The sequence below is a fragment of the Gemmatimonadota bacterium genome, from assembly GCA_009841265.1.
In the GTDB taxonomy this organism is placed as follows: Bacteria; JAAXHH01; JAAXHH01; order JAAXHH01; family JAAXHH01; genus JAAXHH01.
Genome location: VXMB01000009.1, coordinates 1,350,292 through 1,373,498 on the forward strand (window position 1 = coordinate 1,350,292; position 23,207 = coordinate 1,373,498).

Annotated in this window: 18 protein-coding genes; 9 read left to right on the top strand and 9 right to left on the bottom strand. The window is 64.1% G+C overall.

Going from position 1 to position 23,207, the window contains the following annotated elements; translation table 11 throughout:
* Positions 1-6 precede the first annotated feature (6 nt).
* Together ruvX and mltG are read left to right on the top strand one after the other, a co-directional pair.
* Entirely contained in the window at positions 7-654 is a 648-nt protein-coding gene (gene ruvX, locus F4X08_10730; GenBank protein ID MYD26273.1) for a Holliday junction resolvase RuvX, read from the top strand.
* Positions 651-1,652, top strand: coding sequence for an endolytic transglycosylase MltG (mltG, locus tag F4X08_10735; GenBank protein MYD26274.1), 1,002 nt, complete (start codon positions 651-653; stop codon positions 1,650-1,652). Before ruvX ends, mltG begins: the two co-directional genes overlap by 4 nt.
* A 120-nt stretch (positions 1,653-1,772) precedes the next feature.
* Here mltG and F4X08_10740 read toward each other — a convergent pair whose 3' ends face one another.
* Together F4X08_10740 and F4X08_10745 are read right to left on the bottom strand one after the other, a co-directional pair.
* Complete coding sequence (locus tag F4X08_10740; protein ID MYD26275.1) at positions 1,773-2,540, bottom strand: glucose 1-dehydrogenase; 768 nt, start codon at positions 2,538-2,540, stop codon at positions 1,773-1,775.
* Between the two features lie 242 nt (positions 2,541-2,782).
* Entirely contained in the window at positions 2,783-4,189 is a 1,407-nt protein-coding gene (locus F4X08_10745) for a hypothetical protein (protein ID MYD26276.1), read from the bottom strand.
* Between the two features lie 2 nt (positions 4,190-4,191).
* On the opposite strand from F4X08_10745, the gene F4X08_10750 reads away from it, so the two are divergent.
* From F4X08_10750 to hrpA, 3 genes are read left to right on the top strand one after another with little or no spacing between them, the layout of a single operon-like run.
* A complete protein-coding gene (locus tag F4X08_10750; GenBank protein ID MYD26277.1) occupies positions 4,192-5,754 on the top strand; it encodes a glycosyltransferase in 1,563 nt (520 codons plus the stop codon).
* 6 nt (positions 5,755-5,760) lie between these two features.
* Positions 5,761-6,960, top strand: a complete 1,200-nt coding sequence (locus tag F4X08_10755; GenBank protein MYD26278.1) for a NupC/NupG family nucleoside CNT transporter — start codon at positions 5,761-5,763, stop codon at positions 6,958-6,960.
* Complete coding sequence (gene hrpA / locus F4X08_10760; protein ID MYD26279.1) at positions 6,960-11,081, top strand: ATP-dependent RNA helicase HrpA; 4,122 nt, start codon at positions 6,960-6,962, stop codon at positions 11,079-11,081. The genes F4X08_10755 and hrpA overlap by 1 nt, the downstream gene beginning before the upstream one ends.
* Here hrpA and queC read toward each other — a convergent pair.
* Positions 11,076-11,762, bottom strand: coding sequence for a 7-cyano-7-deazaguanine synthase QueC (queC, locus tag F4X08_10765; GenBank protein ID MYD26280.1), 687 nt, complete (start codon positions 11,760-11,762; stop codon positions 11,076-11,078). The genes hrpA and queC overlap by 6 nt on opposite strands.
* A 256-nt stretch (positions 11,763-12,018) precedes the next feature.
* Here queC and F4X08_10770 point away from each other — a divergent pair, with 256 nt between their 5' ends.
* The 3 genes from F4X08_10770 (at position 12,019) to F4X08_10780 (ending at position 16,176) form a co-directional block, all read left to right on the top strand.
* Positions 12,019-12,903 (top strand): carbon-nitrogen hydrolase family protein, encoded by an 885-nt coding sequence (locus F4X08_10770; GenBank protein MYD26281.1) that lies wholly within the window; start codon positions 12,019-12,021, stop codon positions 12,901-12,903.
* Between the two features lie 185 nt (positions 12,904-13,088).
* On the top strand, positions 13,089-15,131 hold the full coding sequence (locus F4X08_10775; GenBank protein MYD26282.1) for an NAD(+) synthase: 2,043 nt from the start codon (positions 13,089-13,091) through the stop codon (positions 15,129-15,131).
* Positions 15,121-16,176 (top strand): isochorismatase, encoded by a 1,056-nt coding sequence (locus F4X08_10780; protein ID MYD26283.1) that lies wholly within the window; start codon positions 15,121-15,123, stop codon positions 16,174-16,176. The genes F4X08_10775 and F4X08_10780 overlap by 11 nt, the downstream gene beginning before the upstream one ends.
* A 25-nt stretch (positions 16,177-16,201) precedes the next feature.
* On the opposite strand, the gene F4X08_10785 is transcribed toward F4X08_10780, so the two are convergent.
* Positions 16,202-17,227, bottom strand: coding sequence for a ferrochelatase (locus F4X08_10785; GenBank protein MYD26284.1), 1,026 nt, complete (start codon positions 17,225-17,227; stop codon positions 16,202-16,204).
* 113 nt (positions 17,228-17,340) lie between these two features.
* Here F4X08_10785 and F4X08_10790 point away from each other — a divergent pair, with 113 nt between their 5' ends.
* On the top strand, positions 17,341-18,141 hold the full coding sequence (locus F4X08_10790; protein MYD26285.1) for a chlorite dismutase family protein: 801 nt from the start codon (positions 17,341-17,343) through the stop codon (positions 18,139-18,141).
* A gap of 10 nt (positions 18,142-18,151) precedes the next feature.
* Here F4X08_10790 and F4X08_10795 read toward each other — a convergent pair whose 3' ends face one another.
* The 5 genes from F4X08_10795 to F4X08_10815 all read right to left on the bottom strand — a co-directional run bounded on the left by F4X08_10795 (position 18,152) and on the right by F4X08_10815 (position 23,207).
* Positions 18,152-18,703: an RNA methyltransferase gene (locus tag F4X08_10795; protein MYD26286.1), complete on the bottom strand. Its 552-nt coding sequence runs from the start codon at positions 18,701-18,703 to the stop codon at positions 18,152-18,154.
* 109 nt (positions 18,704-18,812) lie between these two features.
* Entirely contained in the window at positions 18,813-19,625 is an 813-nt protein-coding gene (pyrF, locus tag F4X08_10800; GenBank protein ID MYD26287.1) for an orotidine-5'-phosphate decarboxylase, read from the bottom strand.
* On the bottom strand, positions 19,610-20,560 hold the full coding sequence (locus F4X08_10805; protein MYD26288.1) for a dihydroorotate dehydrogenase: 951 nt from the start codon (positions 20,558-20,560) through the stop codon (positions 19,610-19,612). The genes pyrF and F4X08_10805 overlap by 16 nt, the downstream gene beginning before the upstream one ends.
* Entirely contained in the window at positions 20,557-21,417 is an 861-nt protein-coding gene (locus tag F4X08_10810; protein MYD26289.1) for a dihydroorotate dehydrogenase electron transfer subunit, read from the bottom strand. Before F4X08_10810 ends, F4X08_10805 begins: the two co-directional genes overlap by 4 nt.
* 41 nt (positions 21,418-21,458) lie before the next feature.
* Positions 21,459-23,207, bottom strand: coding sequence for a tetratricopeptide repeat protein (locus tag F4X08_10815; protein MYD26290.1), 1,749 nt, complete (start codon positions 23,205-23,207; stop codon positions 21,459-21,461).

Here is a 23,207-nt window from a genome sequence, read left to right on the forward strand (position 1 = left end):
ATCGACATGCCCCGAAAAAACAGACCCAACAGCGCCACGACGCCGCGACGTCAGAAGTCGAAGCGCGGACGGCAGACTGGCCTCCCGGCGCATGGCGCCGATGGCATGGCCGGTGATGGCATGACCGGTGACCGCATGGTGGCCGATGGCATGGCCGGTGATCTCGCCGATACCGTCGCTCCCTCGGGAACCGGAACAGGCCAAACTTCGGTGGGGCGGGTACTCGCCGTAGATTATGGAGAGCGACGGGTCGGGCTCGCCCTGAGCGATCCGGCCGGTCTGATCGCCCAGGGACTGGAGACGATCCAGACGGCAGACACGGTCGAATCCCTGGCGTCCATCGTGGATATCGTCGAGGAACAGAAAGTGCGTGAGATCATCCTGGGATTGCCGGTCCACATGGACGGAACCGCGGGCGAAATGGCCGGGAAGGTCGAGGCGTTGGCGGACGAGCTGCGGAAGAAGGTGTCCTGCGATGTACGTACGTGGGACGAGCGGTTGACCAGCGTTTCGGCCCGTCGGGCCATGCATGAAATGGGCAGCACGCCCCGGGGAAACAAGGGCAGCCTGGACCGGATCGCCGCCACGCTGCTGCTGCAGAACTACCTGGACTTCCGCCGGGGGAAGGCAACAGAACCGGATTCACGCCTATGAAAAAGCTACTTGCCGCTTCCAACGTCCTCGTCGTGCTGATCGGAACGGCCGTGCTGGTCGCGGCCTACCAGTTCTCCAACCTCGCGGTCGAGCGCGATACCGTCATCCAGTACACCGTCGAACCCGGCATGACCCTGTCCGACGTCGCCGGGGACCTGGAAGACCGGGGCGTGGTACGTCACGCGATCCTGTTCGAGCTGCTGGCGCGTTACAGGGGGGTCGGGCACGGCATAAACGCGGGACGATACGAAATCGAGACCTACATGGACGCCGGCCAGATCCTGAGCATGCTCGTCGAGGGCAAGATCGTGGTCAATCGCGTCAATGTCCCGGAGGGCCTGACCATCCCAGAAACGGCTCGGATCCTGCGGACGAGGATCGGCATCGATTCCACTGCGTTCGTACAACGGTCCGTCGATCCGGAGGCCGTGCGATCGCTGGGGATCGAAGCGCCCACCCTGGAAGGATACCTGTACCCGGCGACCTACAACATGTACCCGGACATGACCGTCGATGACATCCTCAAGCAGATGACGTCGCGACATCTGCAATCCATCACCGAGGAGTACCGTAAGCGGGCGGAAGAACTGGAGTACAGTTTACACGAGATCGTCACCCTGGCTTCCATCATCGAACAGGAAGCGATGGTGGACGACGAAAGGGACGTCATTTCGGGGGTATTTCACAACAGGCTGCGGAGGGGCATGCGACTGGAGGCCGACCCCACGGTCCAGTACGGGATCGGCAGGCCGAACATGAGACTCTACGAGAAGCACCTGGTCCACCCCTCGCCCTATAACACGTATGTGCATGCCGGGCTGCCGCCGGGACCGATCTGCAGCCCCGGCGAGGCGTCCATTCACGCCGCGCTCTACCCGGAGGACGTGCCCTATCTCTTCTTCGTAGCCCGCGGGGACGGCAGGCACATCTTTTCCGAAACCAACCGCGAGCACAACCGGGCCCGGGCCCAGGTCAGACGCCAGCGGAATAGTCGGTAGCAGGGAGAACAGGGGACGAACAGGCCGCGCCCGGCAGCGTGCCGAACGGAATACCGCCCGCCGAAAGGAATACCGCTCGCTGAATGGAATACCACCCGCCGAACGGAACGCCGCCTTCCTTCACACGGCCGTGTAACCGCCGTCCACGACCATGGTGTGGCCCGTTACCATGGCGCTCGCGTCGGACGCGAGGTAGATGATCGAACTGGCGATTTCGTCCGGTTCGGCCAGCCGTCCCAGCAGGATCTTCTTGATATTGGCCCGGAACCCCGGGTTCTCCATCGCCTTCTCCACCATGGGGGTTCGCGTCATGGTCGGCGCCACGGCGTTCACGGTGATGCCGTGCTCCGCCCATTCGGCGGCCATGGACTTGGTCAGCGTGCACACGCCGCCCTTGGCCGCCGTGTAGGCCGCCCGCAGCGGACCGCCGACGACGCCCACCTGGGAGGATATGTTGATGATGCGCCCGCCGCGGCCCCGTTCGATCATGTGCGCGGCGAGGGCCTGGCTGAGGAAGAAGACGCTTTTAAGGTTCACGTCGATGATCTCGTCGTACACTTCCTCGGTGACTTCGAGCACCGGCATGATCCGGTTGCACCCGGCGTTATTGACCAGGATATCGATGTCTCCCGCATCCGCGAGCACCTGGTCCACGAATGCGCGGATCGAATCCAACTTGCCCACGTCCACCGTATGAACGACGCAGTCGCGGCCCATCGAACGAATCTCGGAAGCCACCGGCTCCAGGTCGGCCCGGGTGCGGCTTCCGATCGCCAGGTCGGCGCCCGCGCGGGCGGCCCCCAGCGCGATGGCCTTACCGATGCCCTTGCTCGCACCGGTGACGATCATGGTTTTGCCTTCCAGGGAAAACAGGGATGTGTCGGGCATTGAATCCTCCGGTCAGATCGGTCTAGCTTGGTCTTGCTTTGTCATGAAATCCACACGGTCATTTGGCTGATATCGGCGGAGGAGTGTACAATCGAGGCGGGATTTCGTCAATCGAATTCGGCCGTCGCCGCCGCGCCGCGCGGCGCCTTAGCGCTTGCCTCCGACGCCCGCGCCGGTTACTTTACGCCGGTGCGCCGCCATGGTTGCGACGCCTCTGGTGCTTCCGTGAAATTCCGTGTGCTTCAGGAAGCCGGTTTCAGCGCGTTCCGCCACGATCCGTCCCTCACGACGCGCGCGATCAACAGGCCGTAGAAGGGGACGTACTGTACATAGCGGACCCAGATTTCCTCTTCCCAGGTCCCGGTAAGGACGAACCCGATTACGACATGGTACGAAAGGGCGGCCAGGCCGGAGAGCAGGATCCACGCCGGGTTGGGGTACAGGCAGAGGAAGGGGATGATCCAGACCAGGTACCAGGGCTGCACCGTGGGCGTAAGCACGAGATAGCCTCCGAGCAGTACGAAGGCCGAACGGAACGGATCCGTTATCCTGACCGCGCAGTACGCGACCAGGGCGGCGAAGAGCAATGCCGCGATGATCTTGGACGCGTTCAGCGAATCCGTCAGATAGAAGAAGATCGAGAAGAGACTGTCGTTGAACCGCCATTTGTCGCCGTAGACCAGGAGTCCGCTGAACAGGTCCGGTCCAGCGCCGAGGTAGGGCAGGTAGCCGGCGAGCAGCAGGACCGGAATCAGCCAGAACGGCCTGATGCCGCGTATCTTCCGGTAGAAGGACGGGACAAGCATGGCGGTGAACCACTTGGCGAGCATGGAAAGGGCAAGCCAGGCAACCGCCCGGGCCGGACGGAGGCCGTCCACGGCCAGCAACGCGGCGAGCATGAGGACGACCGGCAGCGAGTCGTTGTGGCCGCTGCCCGCGATTTCGACCAGGACGAGGGGATTCCAGGCGTAGATGAGCACGCGCTCCCGCGGTAGGTTCCGGCGACGGAGCATCAGGATCGTGAGGATGATTACGCCCACGTCGCACAGGGTGAAGAGCACTTTCATCGAAGCGGGACTGTACCACAGATACGCCGCGGCCATGAAGGCCGCCTGCATCAGGGGCGGATAGACCGTGGGGACGTCCTTGTTGTTGATTCCCTCATGGTATTCATCGCGCAAGTGGGCGATTTCGTCGCTTTCCGGGGCGTATACGTAGGGGTTGACGCCCTGGAACTGCATCCTGGCGTCCCAGAGGTATCGGTAGATGTCGTCGGACAGAGTGGGGGGACTGAACTGCAGGATGACGCGGCAGAGGATGGACGCGGCCAGGATGAACCAGAACGTATCCCGGCCCGACGACGCACCGGCCCGGACCTGGTGGACGACGGCGACCGAGTAGGCGATGAATGCCGCGGCGAAGGGGATCCAGAACAGCAGCAGGGCGTCCGGCAGGGCCACCCACGAGGACAGGAAGGCAGGCAGGAACGCGTCGGGAACGAACGGTCCGCCTGGCCCGATCAGACCCTCCCGCAGGTCGCCGATGGCCACTATGACGACACAGGCGGCCACGAGCAGGAGGCCGGGGATGGCTATCGGGGCAAGCCGTTCAGTGAATCCGGCCGGGATGCGGTAAGCAGAAACGGACATGTATGAGCTATCTCTCGCTGATCTTCATACTTCTATACTTCCTCGTCCTGTTCCTGCTCGCGGTCTACGGGGTCCACCGGTACCTGATGGTGTATCTGTACTACAAATATAAGGACCGGGCAAGGCGTGTAAAGCCGGAAGCCCTTGGAGATCCGCCCCCCCTGGTTACCGTGCAGCTGCCCCTCTACAACGAACAGTACGTGGTCGAAAGGCTGATCGACGCCGTCTGCCGCATCGACTATCCCCGCGGCCGGCTGGAAATACAGGTACTGGACGATTCGACCGACGAAACCCGCGGTCTCGCGGCCCGTTGCGTCGAACGTCACCGGGCTGCCGGCATCGATATCCATTACCTTCACAGGAAGGAACGCACCGGATACAAAGCGGGCGCATTGCAGGAGGGGCTCGAGGTGGCGCGCGGCGCGTTCATCGCGATTTTCGACGCCGACTTCATCCCGCCGCCGGACTTCCTCAGGAACACCATGCACCGGTTCCACGACGAGCGGGTGGGCCTGGTACAGACCCGGTGGACCTATCTCAACCGGGGTTACTCGATCCTGACCCGGGTCCAGGCGATCATGCTGGACGGTCATTTCGTCATGGAACACGGCGCCCGGAACCGGTCGGGACGGTTTTTCAACTTCAACGGGACAGCGGGGATCTGGCGTCGGGAGTGCATCGAGGCGGCCGGCGGCTGGCAGCATGACACATTGACCGAGGACCTCGACCTGAGCTACCGGGCGCAACTCCGGGGCCAGCGCTTTGTATTCATGGAGGAAGTCTCCACGCCGTCCGAACTCCCCGTGGAAATGAACGCCTTCAAGACCCAGCAGCACCGGTGGTCCAAGGGATCGATACAGACCGCGAAGAAAATGCTGCCCCCGGTGTGGCGCAGCGCGCTGCCCTTCCGTTTCAAGCTGGAGGCGACCTATCATCTCACGAACAACATGGCCTACCTGCTCATGCTGCTGCTCTCGGTCCTGATCTTCCCGTCCATCGTGATCCGGGTGCAGGCGGGATGGATCAATTCCTTCTGGATCGACCTGCCCTTTCTTTGCGCGGCCACGGTTTCCGTCTCGCTCTTCTATCTGTTCGCGCAGTTCGAAATCAACCGCTCCAGGTGGATATGGTCCCCCTTTTTCCTCCCCGTACTCATGTCCATCGGCATCGGCATCTGCCTCAACAACACGCGGGCCGTTCTGGAAGCGCTGCTTAACCTCAAGTCGGGTTTCCAGCGGACGCCCAAATACGGTATCCTCGGTAAGTCGGACAAGGCGGGTCAGGCGGACAAGGCCGACCAGGCGGACAAGGCGGACCAGGTCGACCTGTCGGCCCCTTTGAACCAGGCGACTCGGGCGGCCTCATGGCGTGGTCTGCGCTACCGGGGGACCCGGAACTGGCTTCCCGCGCTGGAACTGCTGTTCGCCGTGCACTTCGGCCTGCTGATCTACTACACGGCCATCAACGGCATTTACGCTTCCATACCCTTCCTGTGCCTGTTTTTCGCCGGTTACCTGTACGTCGGCCTGGCCTCCCTTTGGCCGGGAACCGCCAGCCAAGGATAGCCGCCCATGGAACGTGTCTTCGGTCTCTTCGGCCTGGTCGTTCTCCTGGCCATCGCCTGGCTCCTGTCGGAGAACCGCAGTCGGCTGAACTGGCGGCTCATCGGCAGCGGCCTGGGGCTTCAGGGCCTGCTGGCTCTGCTTCTGCTGCACACGGCGCCGGGCCAGGTGGTGTTCGACGTGGCCCGGCTGGCCGTCAACAAGGTGATCGCCTTCTCCAACGAGGGCGCGCGGTTCGTCTTCGGCGACTTGGTGGAAACCGCGCTGTTCGGTTTTTCCGTGCTCCCGATGATCATCTTCGTATCCTCCATTACCTCGATCCTGTTCTACCTGGGCTGCATCCAGTGGATCGTCCGGCAGATGGCCCGTGTCATGGTGCGCGTCATGGGCGCCTCCGGATCGGAATCCATGGCCGCGGCAGCGAACGTCTATCTCGGGGCTTCCACCGCGCCGCTCGTCATCCTGCCCTACCTGAAGACCATGACCCGGTCCGAGATCATGGCCGTGATGACCTCCGGCATGGCGACTGTGGCGGGTTCCGTGCTGGCCGCCTACGTCGCCCTGGGCGCCGACGCCGGCCATCTCCTGGCCGCCTCGCTCATGTCGGCGCCCGCGGCGCTGGTCGTCGCCAAGATCATGACCCCCGAGACCGAAACCTCCCGCACCATGGGTGTCGTGACCGTGGACGTCCCGAAACCGGGGGTCAATTTCATCGATGCGGCCTGCAGCGGCGCGTCGGACGGGTTGAGACTGGCGTTGAACGTGGCGGCCATGCTCATCATAGCCATTGCCTTCGTCAGCCTGTTCAACTGGGCGGTGGGGCTCGCCCCCTACGTGGGCGGTGAACCGCTTTCCCTTGAACGGATGCTCGGATGGCTCTGCGCGCCGCTGGCCCTGTTCATGGGCGTGGCGTGGGAAGACGCCCAGGCCGTGGGCATGTTGATCGGCAAGAAGACCATCCTGAACGAGTTCCTCGCCTACCAGGACCTCAGCGCCATGCAGGAGCAACTGTCGGAACGGTCGTTCGCCATCGCCACGTACGCGCTGTGCAGCTTCGCCAACTTCGGGACCATCGCGATCATGATCGGGGGGATCGGCGGACTGGTGCCGGAACGGCGCAAGGACATCGCCCGGTTCGGTATCCGGTCCATGATCGGCGGCGCCCTGGCCGCCAACATGACCGCCACCGTGGCGGGCCTCCTGATGTAGTGGATGCCTCCACGAACCATAGGCTGGCGGCCGAGATCCGAGACCTGCTCCCCCGATGCACGCTCAAGGACCGTCGGGACATCCAACGTGAGCTGAAGAGGTCGCGCGGTGCGCGCGGCGGGAGCGGTGCACGCAGGGGGAGCGGTGCGAGCAGCGGAAGTGGAGCACGCGGCGGAAGCGCAGACCAGGGCCGGCTTCGCAGGTTGAAGGATCAGGCGGCCGCGTCGGCCCGCCTCGTGGAGGCGCGCCTTCGCTCAGACACCACCGTCGACATCGACCCCCAGCTGCCCATTTCAACCCGGAAAGACGAAATCCTGGAAACCCTGCGCGGCCACCCGGTGGTCATCGTGACGGGGGAGACCGGTTCAGGCAAGACGACGCAGTTGCCCCGGATCTGTCTCGAAGCCGGCCGGGGTGTATACGGCCGTATCGCGTGCACGCAGCCCCGGCGCGTCGCCGCCCTGTCAGTCTCGCGCCGCATCGCCGAGGAGCTCGGCACGACCTGGGGACGGGAAGTTGGTTGCAAGATACGGTTCACGGACGAGACCGTGGCCGAAACCCGCATCAAGATGATGACCGACGGCATGCTGCTCGCCGAGATACAGCACGATCCGGACCTGCTTGAATACGACACGATCATCATCGACGAGGCCCACGAACGCAGCCTGAACATCGACTTCCTGCTCGGCTACCTGCGTCTGCTGATCCGGCGCAGGAAGGACCTCAAGATCGTGGTCACCTCGGCGACGATCGACGCCGCCGCTTTCTCGAACGCCTTCGGCCAGGCGCCGGTCGTCGAGGTGTCCGGACGCCTGCACCCGGTGGAGATCCGCTATCTGACCCTCGAGGATACCCGGGGCGAATCCGAAGTATATACCTATGTCGACGGGGCGGTGGACGCGGTTGACAGGATCATGGAAGAACCCGGCCGGGGCGACATCCTGGTGTTTCTCCCCACGGAGAAGGACATCCACGAGACACGCAGGAGGCTGGACGGCCGGTCCTACCGACACACCGACGTGCTTCCGCTTTTCGGTCGGCTGACCAACGCGGATCAGCAGCGGGTCTTCCGGCCGGGGAACAACCGGCGCATCGTCGTGGCCACGAACGTCGCCGAGACCTCGCTGACCATACCGCGCATCAAGTACGTCGTCGACACCGGTCTCGCGCGGATCAGCCGTTACGCCGCACGGACCCGCACCCAGCGACTGCCCATCGAACCTATTGCTAAAAGCAGCGCCCTGCAACGGGCCGGACGGTGCGGTCGCGTGTCGGGAGGTGTCTGCCTTCGGCTCTACAGCGAGGCCGACCTCGAAAGCCGGCCGGAATTCACCACGCCCGAGTTGCAGCGCGCCAATCTCGCCGAAGTCATCCTGCGCATGCTGGCGCTGAAACTGGGCGACGTCCACGCCTTCCCCTTTCTCGACCCGCCCACGCCCCAGGCGATCCGGGACGGGTTCCAGCTGCTCGCCGAACTGGGGGCTATCGACCGGGACCGGCGATTGACCGGCCGGGGCAGGGACATGGCGAGATTGCCGGTATCGCCCACGGTCTCACGCATGCTGTTGCAGGCCCGGCAGGAAGGCGCCCTGCAGGAGGTCCTCGTGATCGCGTCGGCCATCAGCATACAGGACCCTCGCGTAAGGCCGCTCGATCAGCAGGAACAGGCGGACGCCGAACACCGCAAATTCAGGAACAGGACCTCGGATTTCCTGACCTTGCTGAATATCTGGGAGGCCTTTCACCGCACCTTCGAGCACCTGCAGACCCAGGGCGCCGTGCGCAGGTTCTGCCGGCAACACTACCTGTCCTACAACCGTATGCGCGAGTGGCGCGATATCTACGTGCAACTCCGGCGCGCGCTGCGGGAATCCGGCGGGTTCCGCGGAAGGGCGGGACGTGCGGACCGGGCACACTACGACGCGATCCACCGTTCGATCCTCAGCGGACTGCTCAGCCAGGTCGCTGAACACCGGGAAGGCAATCTCTATTCCGGGGCTCGGAACCGCACCGCCATGATCTTCCCCGGATCCGGCCTCTTTCGAAGAAAAACGGTCGAACAGCACCCGGAGAAAAGACCTGCCGGACGGGGGCACGATGATCTTGGGAAGGATGCCGCGGAAAGACCACGGAAAGGGACGGGCGCCGCGACCTGGATCGTAGCCGCGGAGATGGTCGAGACCAACCGGCTCTACGCGCGCACGGTGGCCCGGATACAACCCGGGTGGGCCGCCGAACTGGGCCGCCACCTGTGCAGCGCTTCCTTTTCCGATCCGGGCTGGGACCGGTCCGCCGGGCGGGTGACGGCCACGGAAACGCTGCACCTGTACGGCCTGATGGTCTCCCGGCGAAACGTCGACTACAAGAAGATCGATCCCGATGACGCGACGCGTATCTTCATCCGCGAGGCACTGGTCGGCCTGGTCGGCCTGGTCGGCGAAGACCTGGTCGGCGAAAACCTGGAAGCCCGGCATGACTTCCTGGAGCATAACCGCGGGATACGGCGGGATGCCGAGACCTGGCTGCTGCAACACCGAAACGCCTATCGCGTCGATCTCGACGAGGCCGCCTTCCGTTTCTACGAAGAACGGATTTCCGGGGTATCGTCGGTGCACGACCTCAACCGCCTGATGAAGACTGCAGGCGCGGACAATGCTTCCTTCCTGCACATGGAAATCGGGGATCTTACGGGGACCGAGGAGGAAGAGGACGGAGCGGGTAGACCAGGCAGACCGGGCCGACCAGGCCGGCCGGAGGGTTTTCCTGAACATTTCAACCTGGAAGGCGACCAGCTTCCCCTGCAGTATGCCTGCCGGCCGGGCCGGGAAGAGGATGGGGTCACTCTTTCGCTGCCGGCCAACCGGGTCCATCTGCTGGATCCCGAAACACTGGAATGGCTCGTGCCCGGCCTGTTGCGCGAGAAGATCGAAGCCCTGCTCCGAGGACTGCCCGGAAGGAAACGCAAGCAGCTCGTGCCCATTCCGGAAACCGCCCGGACGATCGCGGAGGGCCTGGATCCTTCCGCATCCTCCCTGACCGATGCGCTCGCGGCATACATCGCCCGGCGGCACGGGATCGAAATCGAACCGGCGGACTGGTCGCCCGATTCCGTTCCCGATCACCTGAGCATGCGCGTCCTGGTGACCGCGGAGGACGGGAGCACCGTCTTTTCCACCCGCGATCCGAACCGCCTGCACGCCGAAGTCACAGGCCGCGCCGCCGCCGTCGAATCGGAAGGCTGGCGTAAAGCGGCGGAAATCTGGGAGAAGTACGACCTGCGGGACTGGTCGATCGGGGACCTGCCCGAAAGGGTCGAGATCGGTCTGTCGGGAACCGTGCCCCAGTACGCCTATCCCGGACTGCAGGCGGATGACGACCTGGTGGACCTGCGCCTGTTCCGGGACCGGCATGAAGCGCTGCGGGAAAGCCGCAGGGGTCTGGTTCGCCTGCTCGAACGCCGGATGGGCGACGAAATGGCCTGGCTGCGCAGGGATCTGGCGTTTCTTCGGAGCCTACCCGCCCTGTCGGACCATGCCGGCGGGTTCGAAGCGCTGCAGGATACCGCTTACGACCACCTCCTGGCCGCCCTGTTCACCCGGGAACCCCTGTATCCGCTGACGGCCCGGCGCTTCGAAGAAGACGTGGAGACCGCGCGGGGGCTGTTGAAGAAACTCCCCCAATGGTTTCGACAACAGATGGAGGCGCTGGAAAGGGTAGTCGGGGGAAGAATCGGAAAGGACGGCGCCTACCCCGGCATGGAAGACGATCTCGACCGGTTGTTTCCACCCGATTTCCTGCGGAAAACACCTTCCGTCGAATTGCCCAACCTTGTCCGATACCTCGAGGCGATGGAAATGCGTTCCCGCCGAGCCCGGGAAGACCGTTCGAAGGACCTGAAGAAGGCGGAGCGGGTCAAGCCTTTCGACGATGCGCTCAAATCACTGGAAGCCCGGGAGGACGCGGATCCCGTCCTGCTGGATGAATTCAGATGGATGCTTGAGGAATACCGCGTGTCGGTGTTCGCCCAGGAACTGGGGACCGCACGGACCGTATCGCCGAAGAGACTGCAGGAACTGTTGGCCCGGATCGATGCGGAAAACCGAGCGCCGGAAGCGTCATGAGGCGTATCGCGTCGGATCCTCGATACCGGCTTCTTCGAACCCGTTCCGCCGCAGGATGCAGGCGTCGCATCGGCCGCAGGCCGCCCCGTCGTCCGCCGGGTCGTAACAGCTGGTCGTGAGGGCGTAGTCCACCCCGAGCCGGACGCCGGTTCGCAGGATATCGGCCTTGGACATTTCGATGAGCGGCGCGTGGATGTTGAACCTGCCCTCGCCGGTCACCCCCGCACGCGTCGCCAGGTTGGCCATGCGCTCGAAGGCAGCGATGTATTCGGGCCGGCAATCGGGATAACCGCTGTAATCGATGGCGTTGGCGCCGATGTGCAGGTCGTATGCACCGAGCACTTCAGCCCAGCCCAGCGCGAAGGAGAGGAAGATGGTGTTGCGGGCCGGGACGTAGGTGGACGGGATCTGCCCCGCCATGGTCTCCGGATCCTGGTCCATGGGCACGGGAATTTCGTCCGTCAGCGCCGACCCGCCAATGGCCCGCAGGTCGAAGGGTATGGTCACGTGGCGCCCGACTCCCATGGACTCGGCGACGCGCCTGGCCGCTTCGAGCTCGAACCGGTGGCGCTGGCCGTAGTCGAAGGTGATGGCGTGGCACGCGAATCCATTGTGCCGGGCCATGGCGAGCGTGGTCGCCGAATCGACCCCGCCGCTGAGCAGTACGACGGCAGCCTTCATGGCGGTCCCATTCCTCAGGAAGTGTACAGCAGACTGGCGGTGATGGATCCGGTGATGACGACCAGCGCCAGCAGGAGCTTGTTGGCAGCGGTGGAAATCCTCGAATCGATTTTGTCGTCCATCGCGGAAAAACGAGATTCGATCGTGGCAAACCGCGAGGCAGTTTAAGCCACCGTTGCACAGAAGCGATCGGGCGCAATATATTGAATGAGTCGCAATACCGCAATGCTTCTAGCCTGTTATCAGGAGGCGTAACATGTTCAGAGACGTGCGTGTTGCAGCGCTGTCGTTCAAACCGGTCAAGCTGGACCTGTGCAGGAACGCGGCCCGGCTCGAAGAGATGTTTCGCGAGGCCGCGGCCGACGGGGCCGAACTCGCCGTCGCGCCGGAAGGCGTGCTGGAAGGCTACGTGGTCAACGAGATCATCGACGGCGAGATCTCACCGGAGGAAATGAACCGCGTTTCGCTCACCATGCGCAGCCCGGTCATCGGGCGGTTCCGCGAACTCGCAAGATCGTTGAACATCTGTCTCGCCTTCGGTCTCGCCGAGCGGATCGGGGGCGAAGTCTACAACTGCGCGGTATTCCTCGACCACCGGGGACGGCTGCGGGGCAAGTACCACAAGATGCAGTTGGCCGAGGGGCATCACCGTTCCTGGTGGTTCAACCGCCTCGGCAAGAAAAGCCGCGCCTTCGACACCCCCTACGGGCGGGCCGGCATGGTCATCTGCAACGACCGGTGGAACCCGGATATCGCCCGCATACCGGTGCTCGACGGCGCCAACTACCTGCTCATTCCTTCCTTCGGGTCGACGGCCCGCGCCCAGGACCGGGCCGTGCTCGCCCGGGCGCGCGAGAACGGCGTGCCCATCGTCGAAGCCAACGTCGGCGTCACGCTGATCGTGAGCAAAGGGGAAATCGTGGCCCTGTCCCGCAAGCAGACCGCCATCACTCATGGGACCATCGCCATTCCAGCGCCGCCGTCGCTTCGGAACCGGGACCGGCATGAGCGCGGATTCCTCGCCTGGCGCCGCCGGGAAATGCCCCTGCGGTACCGGGACCGGATGCGCAGAAGGAGGCAGGGGCGCGACACCGTGGAGGTCGGTCATGACGGGAAGGGCCGGCTGATCGAGAAAGACTGACGACCCTGAACCCGTTGGCGCGCCGTAAATTGCGTCTTGCCTGTCCAATTGCTGATCCCTTATCTTTTTCGTGACGGAAAGCCTGCCGGCGTGTGGTATGGACCCCGCCGGCGTGCGGTGTGGACCGCCGGCCGGGATGCCGGATCAAGCCGGTTCGCACGGAATCGCTGCGAGATATGGTGACCATGGACCCGAAATTTTCACCCGACCAGTTCCTCGACATTCGCAGCCACGGCTTCGTCCGCCTGGCCATCGCCGTACCCCGCATACGCGTGGGCGATCCCGCGGAGAACGTGGCCCATCACCTCGAGCAGATTGAAGCGGCCGGTAAGCAGGGCGCTTCTTACGTGCTCTTCCCCGAACTGAGTCTCACCGGCTACACCTGCGCCGACCTCTTCCACTCCCAGGCGCTGCTGGAAGGCGTCCTGGAGGCCCTGGAAGCGTTGCTCGCCGGCACGGATGGGCTCGACCTGGCCTTCAGCATCGGCATGCCCCTGAGGCTGGACCACGCGGTCTTCAACGTCGCGGTGACCTGCAGCCGCGGGGAAATCCTCGCGGTAACGCCCAAGACCTATCTTCCCCAGTACCGCGAATTCTACGAGACGCGGTACTTCGCCCGGGCGGCTGAAGCGCAGACGGATACCGTTTCCCTCTGCGGCCGGGACGCGCCTTTCGGACCAGACGTGCTCCTGCGCACGGACGATCCCAGGGTGGTGATCTACCCGACGATCTGCGAAGACGACTGGGTGCCGGTCCCGCCGGCCAGCCGGGCGGCGCTGGCGGGGGCGACCATACTCGCCAATCTCTCGGCGTCGAACATCGTCATCGGCAAGGCGCAGTACCGCGAGGACCTCATCCTGGCATCCTCGGGACGCAACGAGGCCGTACACATGTACGCCGCGGCGGGCTTCGGGGAATCGACCATGGACGTGGTCTGGGACGGCCACGGGTTCATCACCGAGCGAGGTTACATGCTGGCGGAAACGGAACGCTTTCAACTGGACGGGACCTGCATCACGGCCGACGTGGACGTGGAGGCGCTGGTGCTGGAGCGCGGCGTCCAGGGTTCGTTCCGGCAGAACGCCATGGACTATAAGTCATCCTGGCGGTCCGTCTCCCTGCCGGGCTTCCGGTCCGGACAGGCCGGGGATGCGGATACCGATACCACGGAAAGGGGCCATGAACAGGCGCATCGGACCTTCCATCGCGACATACCCGCCCATCCCTTCGTACCCCAGAATCCGGCGGAACGCAGCCAGCGGTGCCGCGAGGTCTTCATGATCCAGTCCACGGGACTGGCGACCAAGCTCAGATCGCTGCCCGAGGATGCCCGGCGCGTCGTCGTGGCGGTCTCCGGCGGCCAGGATTCGACCCACGCCCTGAACGTGGCGGTGCACACCATGGACCTCCTCGACCTGCCCAGGTCCCGCATCGTGGCCCTGACCATGCCGGGACTGGGCACCACGGATCGTACCTACACGAACGCCTGCGCCCTGATCCGCTCCGTCGGCGCCACGTTCCGGGAGATCGACATCAAACCCGCGGTGCGGAAGTTCTTCGGAGACATCGAGCATTCGGAGGACAAGAAAGACCTCGTCTACGAGAACACGCAGGCATGGACGCGGAAGCTGGAGGAGCTCGCCACGGCCGCCCAGGTCAGGGGCATCGTGCTCGGTACGGGGGACCTCTCGGAACTGGCGCTGGGCTGGTGCACCATGTTCGGCGACCACGCCAGCCACTACGGGGTCAACGCCGGGATACCCAAGACCCTCATTTCCTACCTGATCAACTGGACGGCCGACGAGGTCTTCGCGGAAGAGCCGGAAGTCCGCGAGGTATTGCTGGACATTCTCGATACGCCCATCTCGCCGGAACTGCTGCCCCCGAGCGATCGCGAGATCGCACAGAAAACCGAAGAAGAGATCGGGCCTTACGAGCTGCACGACTTCTTCATCTACTACTTCCTGCGTTTCGGCTTTTTGCCTTCCCGTATAGCCCGGATGGCGCTGCACGCCTTCGAGGGGAAGTACGGACTCCCTGAAATCAAGGCCTGGCTCCGCGTCTTCATCGTCCGGTTCTTCCAGAACCAGTTCAAACGGAATTGCCTGCCCGAAGGACCCAAGGTCGGCATGACCTGCATCTCTCCCCGCGGCGACTGGCGGATGCCGTCCGATGCTTCGCCGGCTGCCTGGCTGGCGGACCTGGAACGCATCCCCGATGCGCTTTAGACCATCCGGCGAAGTACCGCCCCACTACCGACCCGATTCCGTCGAGTCCTATTGGCGCGTCCCCTACGGAGAACGGGCGGCCGATGCCCGCGCGTGGGCGGCGGAACACGGGATCCGACCATCGATCGAAGATGAATGCCGCACCGCGCTGCTCCTGGTGGACTGCCAGAACACCTTCTGTCTCCCCGAGTTCGAACTCTTCGTGGGTGGCCGAAGCGGCCGAGGCGCCGTGGAGGACAACAAGCGGCTTTGCGCCTTTATCTACCGCAACCTCCATTCCATTTCTGAAATCATCGCCACGTTGGACACCCACACGGCCCAGCAGGTCTTCCATCCGGTATTCTGGGTAGACCGGGACGGCGGACATCCCACCGGGGGCGAGACCATCATCACCTCGGACGACGTGGAAGCGGGAACCTGGCGCGTCAATCCGGCCGTGGAGGCCTGGTACAGCGATCGGGTCGATCTTTCCGCCTACGCATTGCATTACGTCCGGCGCCTCACGCGGGACGGCAAGTATCCCCTCATGATCTGGCCCTACCACGCCATGCTCGGGGGGATCGGCCACGCCCTAGTCTCCGCCGTAGAGGAAGCGGCGATCTTTCACGGCATCGCCCGGAGCCGGCAGACGCGCTTCGAGATCAAGGGGAACCATGCCCTCACGGAATACTACTCCGCGTTACGCCCCGAAGTGACGGAAGATGCCGAAGGCCGCCCGCTGGGTGTGAAGAACACCCCGCTGGGTGTGAAGAACACCCCGCTGGTCGATCACCTGATGACCTTCGACGCTGTCATCGTGGCCGGGCAGGCCAAAAGCCACTGCGTGGCGTGGACAGTGGAGGATCTCCGGTCGGCGTTCGCAGCGCGCGAGCCGTCCATGATCCCGCGCGTCTGCCTGCTGGAGGACTGCACCTCGCCGGTCGTCGTGCCCGGTGTGATCGACTTTACCGAAGAGGCGGAGGAGGCCTTCGGCCGTTTCGCCGATGCGGGCATGCACCGGGTGCGTTCCACCGTACCCATGGATAAGTGGGGAATTCCGGACTGAGGACGATCGGCGCGTAGCAACTGGCCTACCTGCCGGGAGGACAGCAGTCCGGTGGACATCGATCGGGCCAGGGACCCAGGACGCCCTCGGCCGGCCTGGCCGACCCCGGGGATAACCGCTCTTCGACGAGCTCCACGATCATGTCCACGAAGCGGGGATGGGTCCCCGCCGTCTCCGCCCGAACCATGCGCACCCCGAGTTCATCGCAGCAGGCCCGCGCTTCCACGTCCAGGTCGTAGGCCACCTCCATGTGGTCGGAGATGAATCCCACGGGGATCACCACGATCTCTCGATCAGCCGCGTCCGATTCGTGGAATGACCGGATGTAGTCGCAGACGTCGGGTTCCAGCCAGGGCTGCGCGGGCGGCCCGCTGCGGCTCTGGAAGGTCAGCGACCAGGAGGACATGCCCACGCGCTCACTGATGAGCCGGGACGCTTCGCGGAGCTGCGCTTCGTAGGCGCAGCCGCCGGCCATGGCCAGGGGTATGCTGTGGGCGGTGTACACGAGGTGCGCCCGCGGACGGCGTTCCTCCGGCAGGCGATCCAGCGCGGAGCGAACGCGCGCCGCCATCGTTTCGATGAATCCCGGATGATTGAAAAAGGGCCTGATTTTCTCGATCACCGGTGCGCCGCACCCCGCGTCGCGACGGGCATCCTCGATGTTCTCCAGGTACTGCCTGCAGTTTGACCAGGAGCTGTACGGGGACGTGACGAAGGCCAGCGCCCGCCGGATTCCGTCCGCGGCCATGCGCCCGACCGTTTCCGAAAGCAGGGGATGCCAGTTCCGGTTTCCCCAGTAGACCGGCAGGGAATGGTCGCGGGTTTCCAATGCCTCTTCCAGGGCGGAGATCAGCGCACGGTTCTGGCCGTTGATCGGGCTGACCCCATCGAAATGGTGATAGTGTTCCGCGACCTCCATCATCCGTTCCCGGGGGACGCGCCGGCCCTTGAGCACGCGCTCGAGGAAGGGGATGACATCGTCCGTACCTTCGGGGCCTCCGAAGGATACCAGGAGCAGTGCGTCGTAGTTCGACAAGCTTCCTCCCCGCATGGTGTTCAGACCCCGTATTTCCTTGCCTTGCTACCGGTTCGCGCGTAAGTTACGCAAGGTCGGATCCATCGGAATTTCGCACGATTTCGCGGAATACGCAACAGGGAAGCGCATTGAGCGAAGAAACCGGGAAAACCCCCGACATCCTTGAACGCGGAGCGCCCGTTGACGGGCAGCCCCAGACGGCCGAAACACGGCTGTACATGCAGCTCAACGTGTTCACCCTGTCCGGCGCCGGATCCGCCGGTCAGCCTGGTCAGCCTGGTCAGCCTGGTCAGCCTGGTCAGCCTGGCCAGCCTCGGCAGACCCGGTCAATGGCAGGGGACATTGCGGCCAGGCTCAGGGATTCCGGTCTGGACGCCGCGGTGTACCTCGACGTCAACGATCCCGTGGGCATCGGCGTGCTGTTTCTCGCCGAAGATCCCGACACCTTCGTATCCGAAGTACGGAGCCTGCTGACGGAACGGCCTTTCGATGTCCTGGACCGCCGCGGGTCCATGACGATGCTCGGCAGGACCTACTCCATGGGATTCGAGCCGGATCTGATGGAATCACTCATCCACCGGCCGCGCAATACCGTGCTCAACCCCGACTGGCCCTGGGTCATCTGGTACCCGCTGCGGCGCAACGGCGCATTCGCACGACTCGAACACAAGGAACAGCGCCAGATCCTGATGGAGCACGCCCACATCGGTCGGGCCTACGGCCGGGCCGACTTCGCCCACGACATCCGTCTGGCCTGCTACGGGTTGGACGAGGCGGACAACGACTTCGTCATCGGACTTATCGGCAAGGAACTCTACCCGCTGTCGCGGGTCGTGCAGGACATGCGCAAGACCCAGCAGACCGCATTGTACATCGATTCGCTCGGACCGTTCTTCGTCGGCAAGAAGATCTGGTCGAGCGACCCGTAACCTACCGGCGTCATCCTCCCGAACCGCCTCGAGTATCTTCCATCGTCTCCAGCGCCTTGAATCCCAGGACGGCGCAGGCGGACGCCACGTTCAGTGAATTCTTGTAGCCCCGCGTAGGGATCTCGACCAGGCCGTCGCAACGCTCCAGCACATCCCGGCCCACCCCGAGCGCCTCGTTGCCGAGCACAATGGCCAGTTCGTCCGGAAACACCGCGGCGTCGTACGACACCGACTCCGACGTAGTTTCGGCGGCCCACACCGCGATGCCGCGATCCTGCAGGCATTCGACCGCGTCGACGGCCGTTTCGAAGTAACGCCAGGGGACGTAATCGATGGTGCCCAGGGCGGTCTTCTCCAGCTTCGCGTGGGGTGGACAGGCCGTGTATCCGCACAGGAAAAGGCCCTTCACCCGCAGGATATCGCAGGTCCGGAAGATGGAACCCACGTTGAATGCGCTGCGCAGGTTGTCCAGGACGATGTAGAGGGGCAGCTTGGGCAGCCGGTCATATGCTTCCTTCGTGATCTCCGCGTCGAAACTGCGGACCTCGAAGTTCGTCTCCATGTCTTCGGTTCTCCTGGACAGCGTGGGGCGTTTACTCACAGGGGGCGTTTATTCGCGCGGGGCGTTCATTCGCCGGGCGCGGGCGGGAGATGCACCAAGAGGCGTGCATTCAGGGCAACAGGTCGTTGATCTCGTCTCTGAGCCGAAAGGTGGCCGCCCGGGCAGACTCGGCGAAGTCATAGCCGCCGGAGGAATAGAGGATGCTCCGGGAGGAATTAATGAGTAGTCCGCCGCCATGCTCGTCGACGCCTTCGCGGATGACCGTTTCCAGGTCGCCGCCCTGGGTGCCGATCCCGGGGATCAGCAGAGGCATGTCGGGCGCGACGGCGCGGATACCCGCCAGGGATTCCGCCTGCGTGGCCCCCACGACCAGGCCCGCGTTCCGGGTGGTGTTCCACGACCTGGCCGCGCTGGCCACCTCCAGGTACAGCGGGTGTCCGTTGACGGACAGGTACTGGAATTCACGGGAGCTTTCATTGGATGTCAGGCAGAGGATGAAAACCCCCCGGTCGGTGTAGTCCAGGAAGGGCTGCACGGAATCCCGTCCCTGGTAGGGATTGACGGTCACCGCGTCGAAACCGAAATGCTCAAACAGCGCCTTCGCGTACATGCGGGCACTGTTCCCCATGTCTCCCCGCTTGCAGTCGCAGATGACCACGACCCCATCCGGTATCACCGTGAGCGTGCGCTCCAGCGCTTCGTAGCCCCTCGAGCCCATGACCTCGAAAAACGCGATGTTCAGCTTGTAGGCCGAAACGAGATCCGAGGTGTGCTCGATGATCGCCCGGTTGAACTCGAACAACGCGTCCGGTCCCGACCTGAGGTGCTTCGGGAATCGATCCAGGTCCGGATCGAGCCCCACGCAGACCAGGCTGTTCGCCACGGCCCGGGCGCGATTCAGACTATCTACGAACGGTGACATGGGGCGTCCTCTTGTGAAGGTGTTTGTATGCTTCCGATCAGCGAGCGGACCGAGTGCACTTCCGAGGCGGCGCACCATTCGGCCAGCGTACGCGCGACAGACGGTCCGGCGCGGGGTTCCACGAAGGTCGCCGTGCCCACCTGGACGGCCGTGGCGCCCGCCACGAGGAACTCCACGGCGTCTTCTCCGCTCATGATACCGCCGATGCCGATGACCGGGACGGTCACCTGGCTTGCGATCCGGTAGACGGCCGCAACGGCCACGGGCTTGATGGCCGGACCCGACAGCCCCCCCGTGACGGCGCCGAGCATGGGGCGGCGCGTGCGAATGTCCACCGCCATGCCTCGCAGGGTGTTGATGGCCGATATGGCGTCGGCGCCGGCCTCTTCGACACTGCGGGCGATCTCCGCGATGTCCGTAACGTTCGGCGTGAGTTTGGCGATGATCGGCAGTTCCGTGATGCCCCGCAGCGTGGAAACCAGTTCCGCCGCACGCCGTGGATCGGTGCTGAAGTCCATGCCCCCGGACACGTTCGGGCAGGACATGTTGATCTCCAGGGCATCAATGCCCTCGCAGTCCGACAGGCGTTCGGTCACGTAGACGAACTCCTCAACCGGACCTCCGCCCACGTTGACGATCAACGCGGTGTCCACCTTTCTCAAATACGGCATCTTGTCCCGGATGAAGGCCTTCACGCCCACGTTCTGCAGTCCGATGGAATTGAGCATGCCGGCGGCCGTCTCCGCGGCCCGGGGCGGAGGATTGCCCGGCCAGGGCTCGGGCGTGAGCGTTTTCGTGACGATGCCGCCGAAATCGGAGAGATCCACGAACCGGCCGTACTCCGATCCGTATCCGAAGGTGCCCGATGCAGCGAGCACGGGATTCCTAAGCTTCAGCGCACCGATATTTACCGTCAAATCGGGTGTTGCCGTCACAGCACGACCTCCTGCATGTCGAACACCGGACCGGCGTCGCAGACCCGCTCGTAGCGTTGGGACGAAGACCGTGCACCGGGGTCGGTACAGGCCACGACGCAGGCCATGCACACGCCCACGCCGCAGGGCATGATCCCCTCGAGGGAGACCTGTCCGTCAATACCGGCTTCTCGTGCGATTTCCTGGCAACGCCGCATCATGGGCGTCGGACCGCAGGCATAGAGATAGGCGCATCGCCGGGGCGAGGAGGCCAGTTCCCGTTCCAGCAGGTCCGTCACCAGGCCGTGGTAGCCCGTCGTACCATCGTCGGTCGCCAGCCTGACGTCGACCCCGTATTCGCGGAATTTCTCTTCCCCACTCAAGAGGCCCGCCGTGGCCGCGCCGAAGAGCACCGTCATTTCGGCCGGCCGCGCCCGTCCATCTCTTGCCGTCTCCTGGGCCAGGGAGAGAAAGGGCGCCACGCCGACGCCCCCGGCGACCATGACCACCGGCCGGCCCGCGTGCACCGGCTCGAACGTCTTTCCCAGGGGTCCGAGCACGTCGACCCGTTCTCCGCGGCGCCGCGTCGCCAGGATCTCGGTGCCGCCGCCGACAATCCGGTATATGAGCCCGAAAACGCCTCGTTCCGGATCCCGTTCGGCAATGCTGAAGGGACGCCTGAGCAGGGGGGTGTGACGGAGCCAGGTCTGCCTGCTGCTGTCCTCCGAGACATCGGAAGCGATCAGGTGTACGAAGTGACCGGGCAGGGCGTGTCGTGTGATTTCGGGTGCCAGCAGGTCGATCCAGTACAGGCCGGGACCGATTTCACGGTTGGTGAGGATTTCGGCGCCGTACTGGCAGATGGGGATGGTGGACATGCTCCACTACAATACAGCCGGCCGGGCCGAATGTCAACGCATCATTTGTCCGGAGCCGGGGCCGGGGCGGGAAGCAGTTCCTCCATGAGGCGGATCTTGTCACGGACGGAATTTGCCTGTTCCGACCGGGGATGGCGTTCCACGATTTCGCGATAGCGGTCGAGGGCGGTGTCCGGATCGTCGAAATGCGTCTCGGCAAGCCAGCCCAATGCATAAAGCGCCTGCGGCGCGTATTCACCATCCGGATCCCGTTGGAGGACCAGTTCGTAGAGCCCGCGCGCGGAGTCCGGCCGGTCGGCTTCGAAAAGCAGCCGTTCCGCCTCGGAAAACAGCCGGTCCGGGGGCAGTTCACCTACGATGGGTTTCGACCGCAGGATGGCTGCTTCCACGGCGTGCGCGGTCCCGGGATACCGAACGGCGATGGAATCGAAGACCGAACTGGCGTTATCCGGGTCATTCAGCATCTCGTCGAGTATCCAGCCCCTTGCGAAGGCGGCCTTGGCGGCCATGGAGGGATCATTCGACCCTTCTTCAATGGCGCGGTACTGGCTCAGGGCCGAGTCGGCCATCTCCAGCTGAAACAGGTACAGTTCCGCCAGCTGGTATCGCAGGCCGACCGCGTCTTCCGTCAGTTTCGCGTAGTTCGACGAGGTATTCGAATCGGGATCGCCGGAGGATTTCATCGCTTCCATCGCGGCCAGCAGGTTTCCGAGGTTTCCGTCCAAGCGCCGCAGTTCGCGTATGGCGCCATGCTTCCTGTCGGCCTCATCCCCGACCCAGAACGAACGCGGACTCGTGCGCCGCGCCTCGTCATACCAATGCTCCGTCAGATCGAGATCCCCCGCGGTCCGGTATAGTTCCCCCAGTTCGAACATGGCCCGGGAGACTTCCTCCGCGTGACTCCGGTCGGACTCGAAATAGGTGATGAGCGACTCGTACGTGGAGACGGCCGAATCATGCAAGTCCATTTCAGCCTGGCACGCGGCGATCGCCAGCATGACCTCTGGGTGGTAGTCGCTGAAGGCGCGCTGATCCAGCAACGACTCGAATGTCCGCAGCGCAGCCGGCAGATCCCCCTCGCGCCGCAGGCTTTCACCCAGCATGTAAGCCGCCTGAAACTTGAGCTTCCGGGTCCGTGCCTGCTCGATGGCATGTGCGAGTTGTTCCCTGGCTTCGGAGAACCGATGCTCCTCCAGCCTGGCAAGTGCGATGTTGTACCTGGCTTCCGCCTCCCGTTCATCGCCGGGCCGCGTTTCCAGCACTTCCTGGAACCGCGCGACGGATTCCCCGTAGCGGGCGCCGCCCAGGGCGATCTTTCCCCGAAGCATCAGGGCGTCCGGAAACCGGTCGCTGCCGGGAAACTCCCTGACGAAGCGTTCCAGCTGCTCATCGGCCCGGGTGGAATCTCCCGCGTTGAGGAGGCTGTTGCCCAGGGAAAAAACGCAGTGGCCGGTAAATTCGCCGTCCGGGAACAGCCTCAGCACCTGCTCATATCGCTTGATAGCCTGCAGATGCTGTCCCTGGATCGACCGGACGTCACCGATCAGTACCAGCGCGTCGTCTACATAGGAACTTCCGGGGTGATCCCGCAGGACGAGACCCGCGTTTTCGACGGCAAGCTCGTAGGACGCAAGGGCCAGGGGCGGTATGCCGCCATCGGGAGTTTGCTGGTAGAGCCGTATCCGCTCCCCTTCCTTGAACGCTTTCCTGGCGTTGTAAAACGTATTGTAGTACGCGCATCCGAAGATCACGCACACCAGGGTGAACAGGATCAGGGAAGTCCTGCGCAT

Excerpts from the sequence above, each read along its gene's own strand:
- ruvX (MYD26273.1), top strand. The coding sequence starts at position 7 with ATGCCCCGAAAAAACAGACCCAACAGCGCCACGACGCCGCGACGTCAG.
- mltG (MYD26274.1), top strand. The coding sequence starts at position 651 with ATGAAAAAGCTACTTGCCGCTTCCAACGTCCTCGTCGTGCTGATCGGA.
- F4X08_10740 (MYD26275.1), bottom strand. The coding sequence starts at position 2,540 with ATGCCCGACACATCCCTGTTTTCCCTGGAAGGCAAAACCATGATCGTC.
- F4X08_10745 (MYD26276.1), bottom strand. The coding sequence starts at position 4,189 with ATGTCCGTTTCTGCTTACCGCATCCCGGCCGGATTCACTGAACGGCTT.
- F4X08_10750 (MYD26277.1), top strand. The coding sequence starts at position 4,192 with ATGAGCTATCTCTCGCTGATCTTCATACTTCTATACTTCCTCGTCCTG.
- F4X08_10755 (MYD26278.1), top strand. The coding sequence starts at position 5,761 with ATGGAACGTGTCTTCGGTCTCTTCGGCCTGGTCGTTCTCCTGGCCATC.
- queC (MYD26280.1), bottom strand. The coding sequence starts at position 11,762 with ATGAAGGCTGCCGTCGTACTGCTCAGCGGCGGGGTCGATTCGGCGACC.
- F4X08_10770 (MYD26281.1), top strand. The coding sequence starts at position 12,019 with ATGTTCAGAGACGTGCGTGTTGCAGCGCTGTCGTTCAAACCGGTCAAG.
- F4X08_10775 (MYD26282.1), top strand. The coding sequence starts at position 13,089 with ATGGACCCGAAATTTTCACCCGACCAGTTCCTCGACATTCGCAGCCAC.
- F4X08_10780 (MYD26283.1), top strand. The coding sequence starts at position 15,121 with ATGCGCTTTAGACCATCCGGCGAAGTACCGCCCCACTACCGACCCGAT.
- F4X08_10785 (MYD26284.1), bottom strand. The coding sequence starts at position 17,227 with ATGCGGGGAGGAAGCTTGTCGAACTACGACGCACTGCTCCTGGTATCC.
- F4X08_10795 (MYD26286.1), bottom strand. The coding sequence starts at position 18,703 with ATGGAGACGAACTTCGAGGTCCGCAGTTTCGACGCGGAGATCACGAAG.
- pyrF (MYD26287.1), bottom strand. The coding sequence starts at position 19,625 with ATGTCACCGTTCGTAGATAGTCTGAATCGCGCCCGGGCCGTGGCGAAC.
- F4X08_10810 (MYD26289.1), bottom strand. The coding sequence starts at position 21,417 with ATGTCCACCATCCCCATCTGCCAGTACGGCGCCGAAATCCTCACCAAC.
- F4X08_10815 (MYD26290.1), bottom strand. The coding sequence starts at position 23,207 with ATGCGCAGGACTTCCCTGATCCTGTTCACCCTGGTGTGCGTGATCTTC.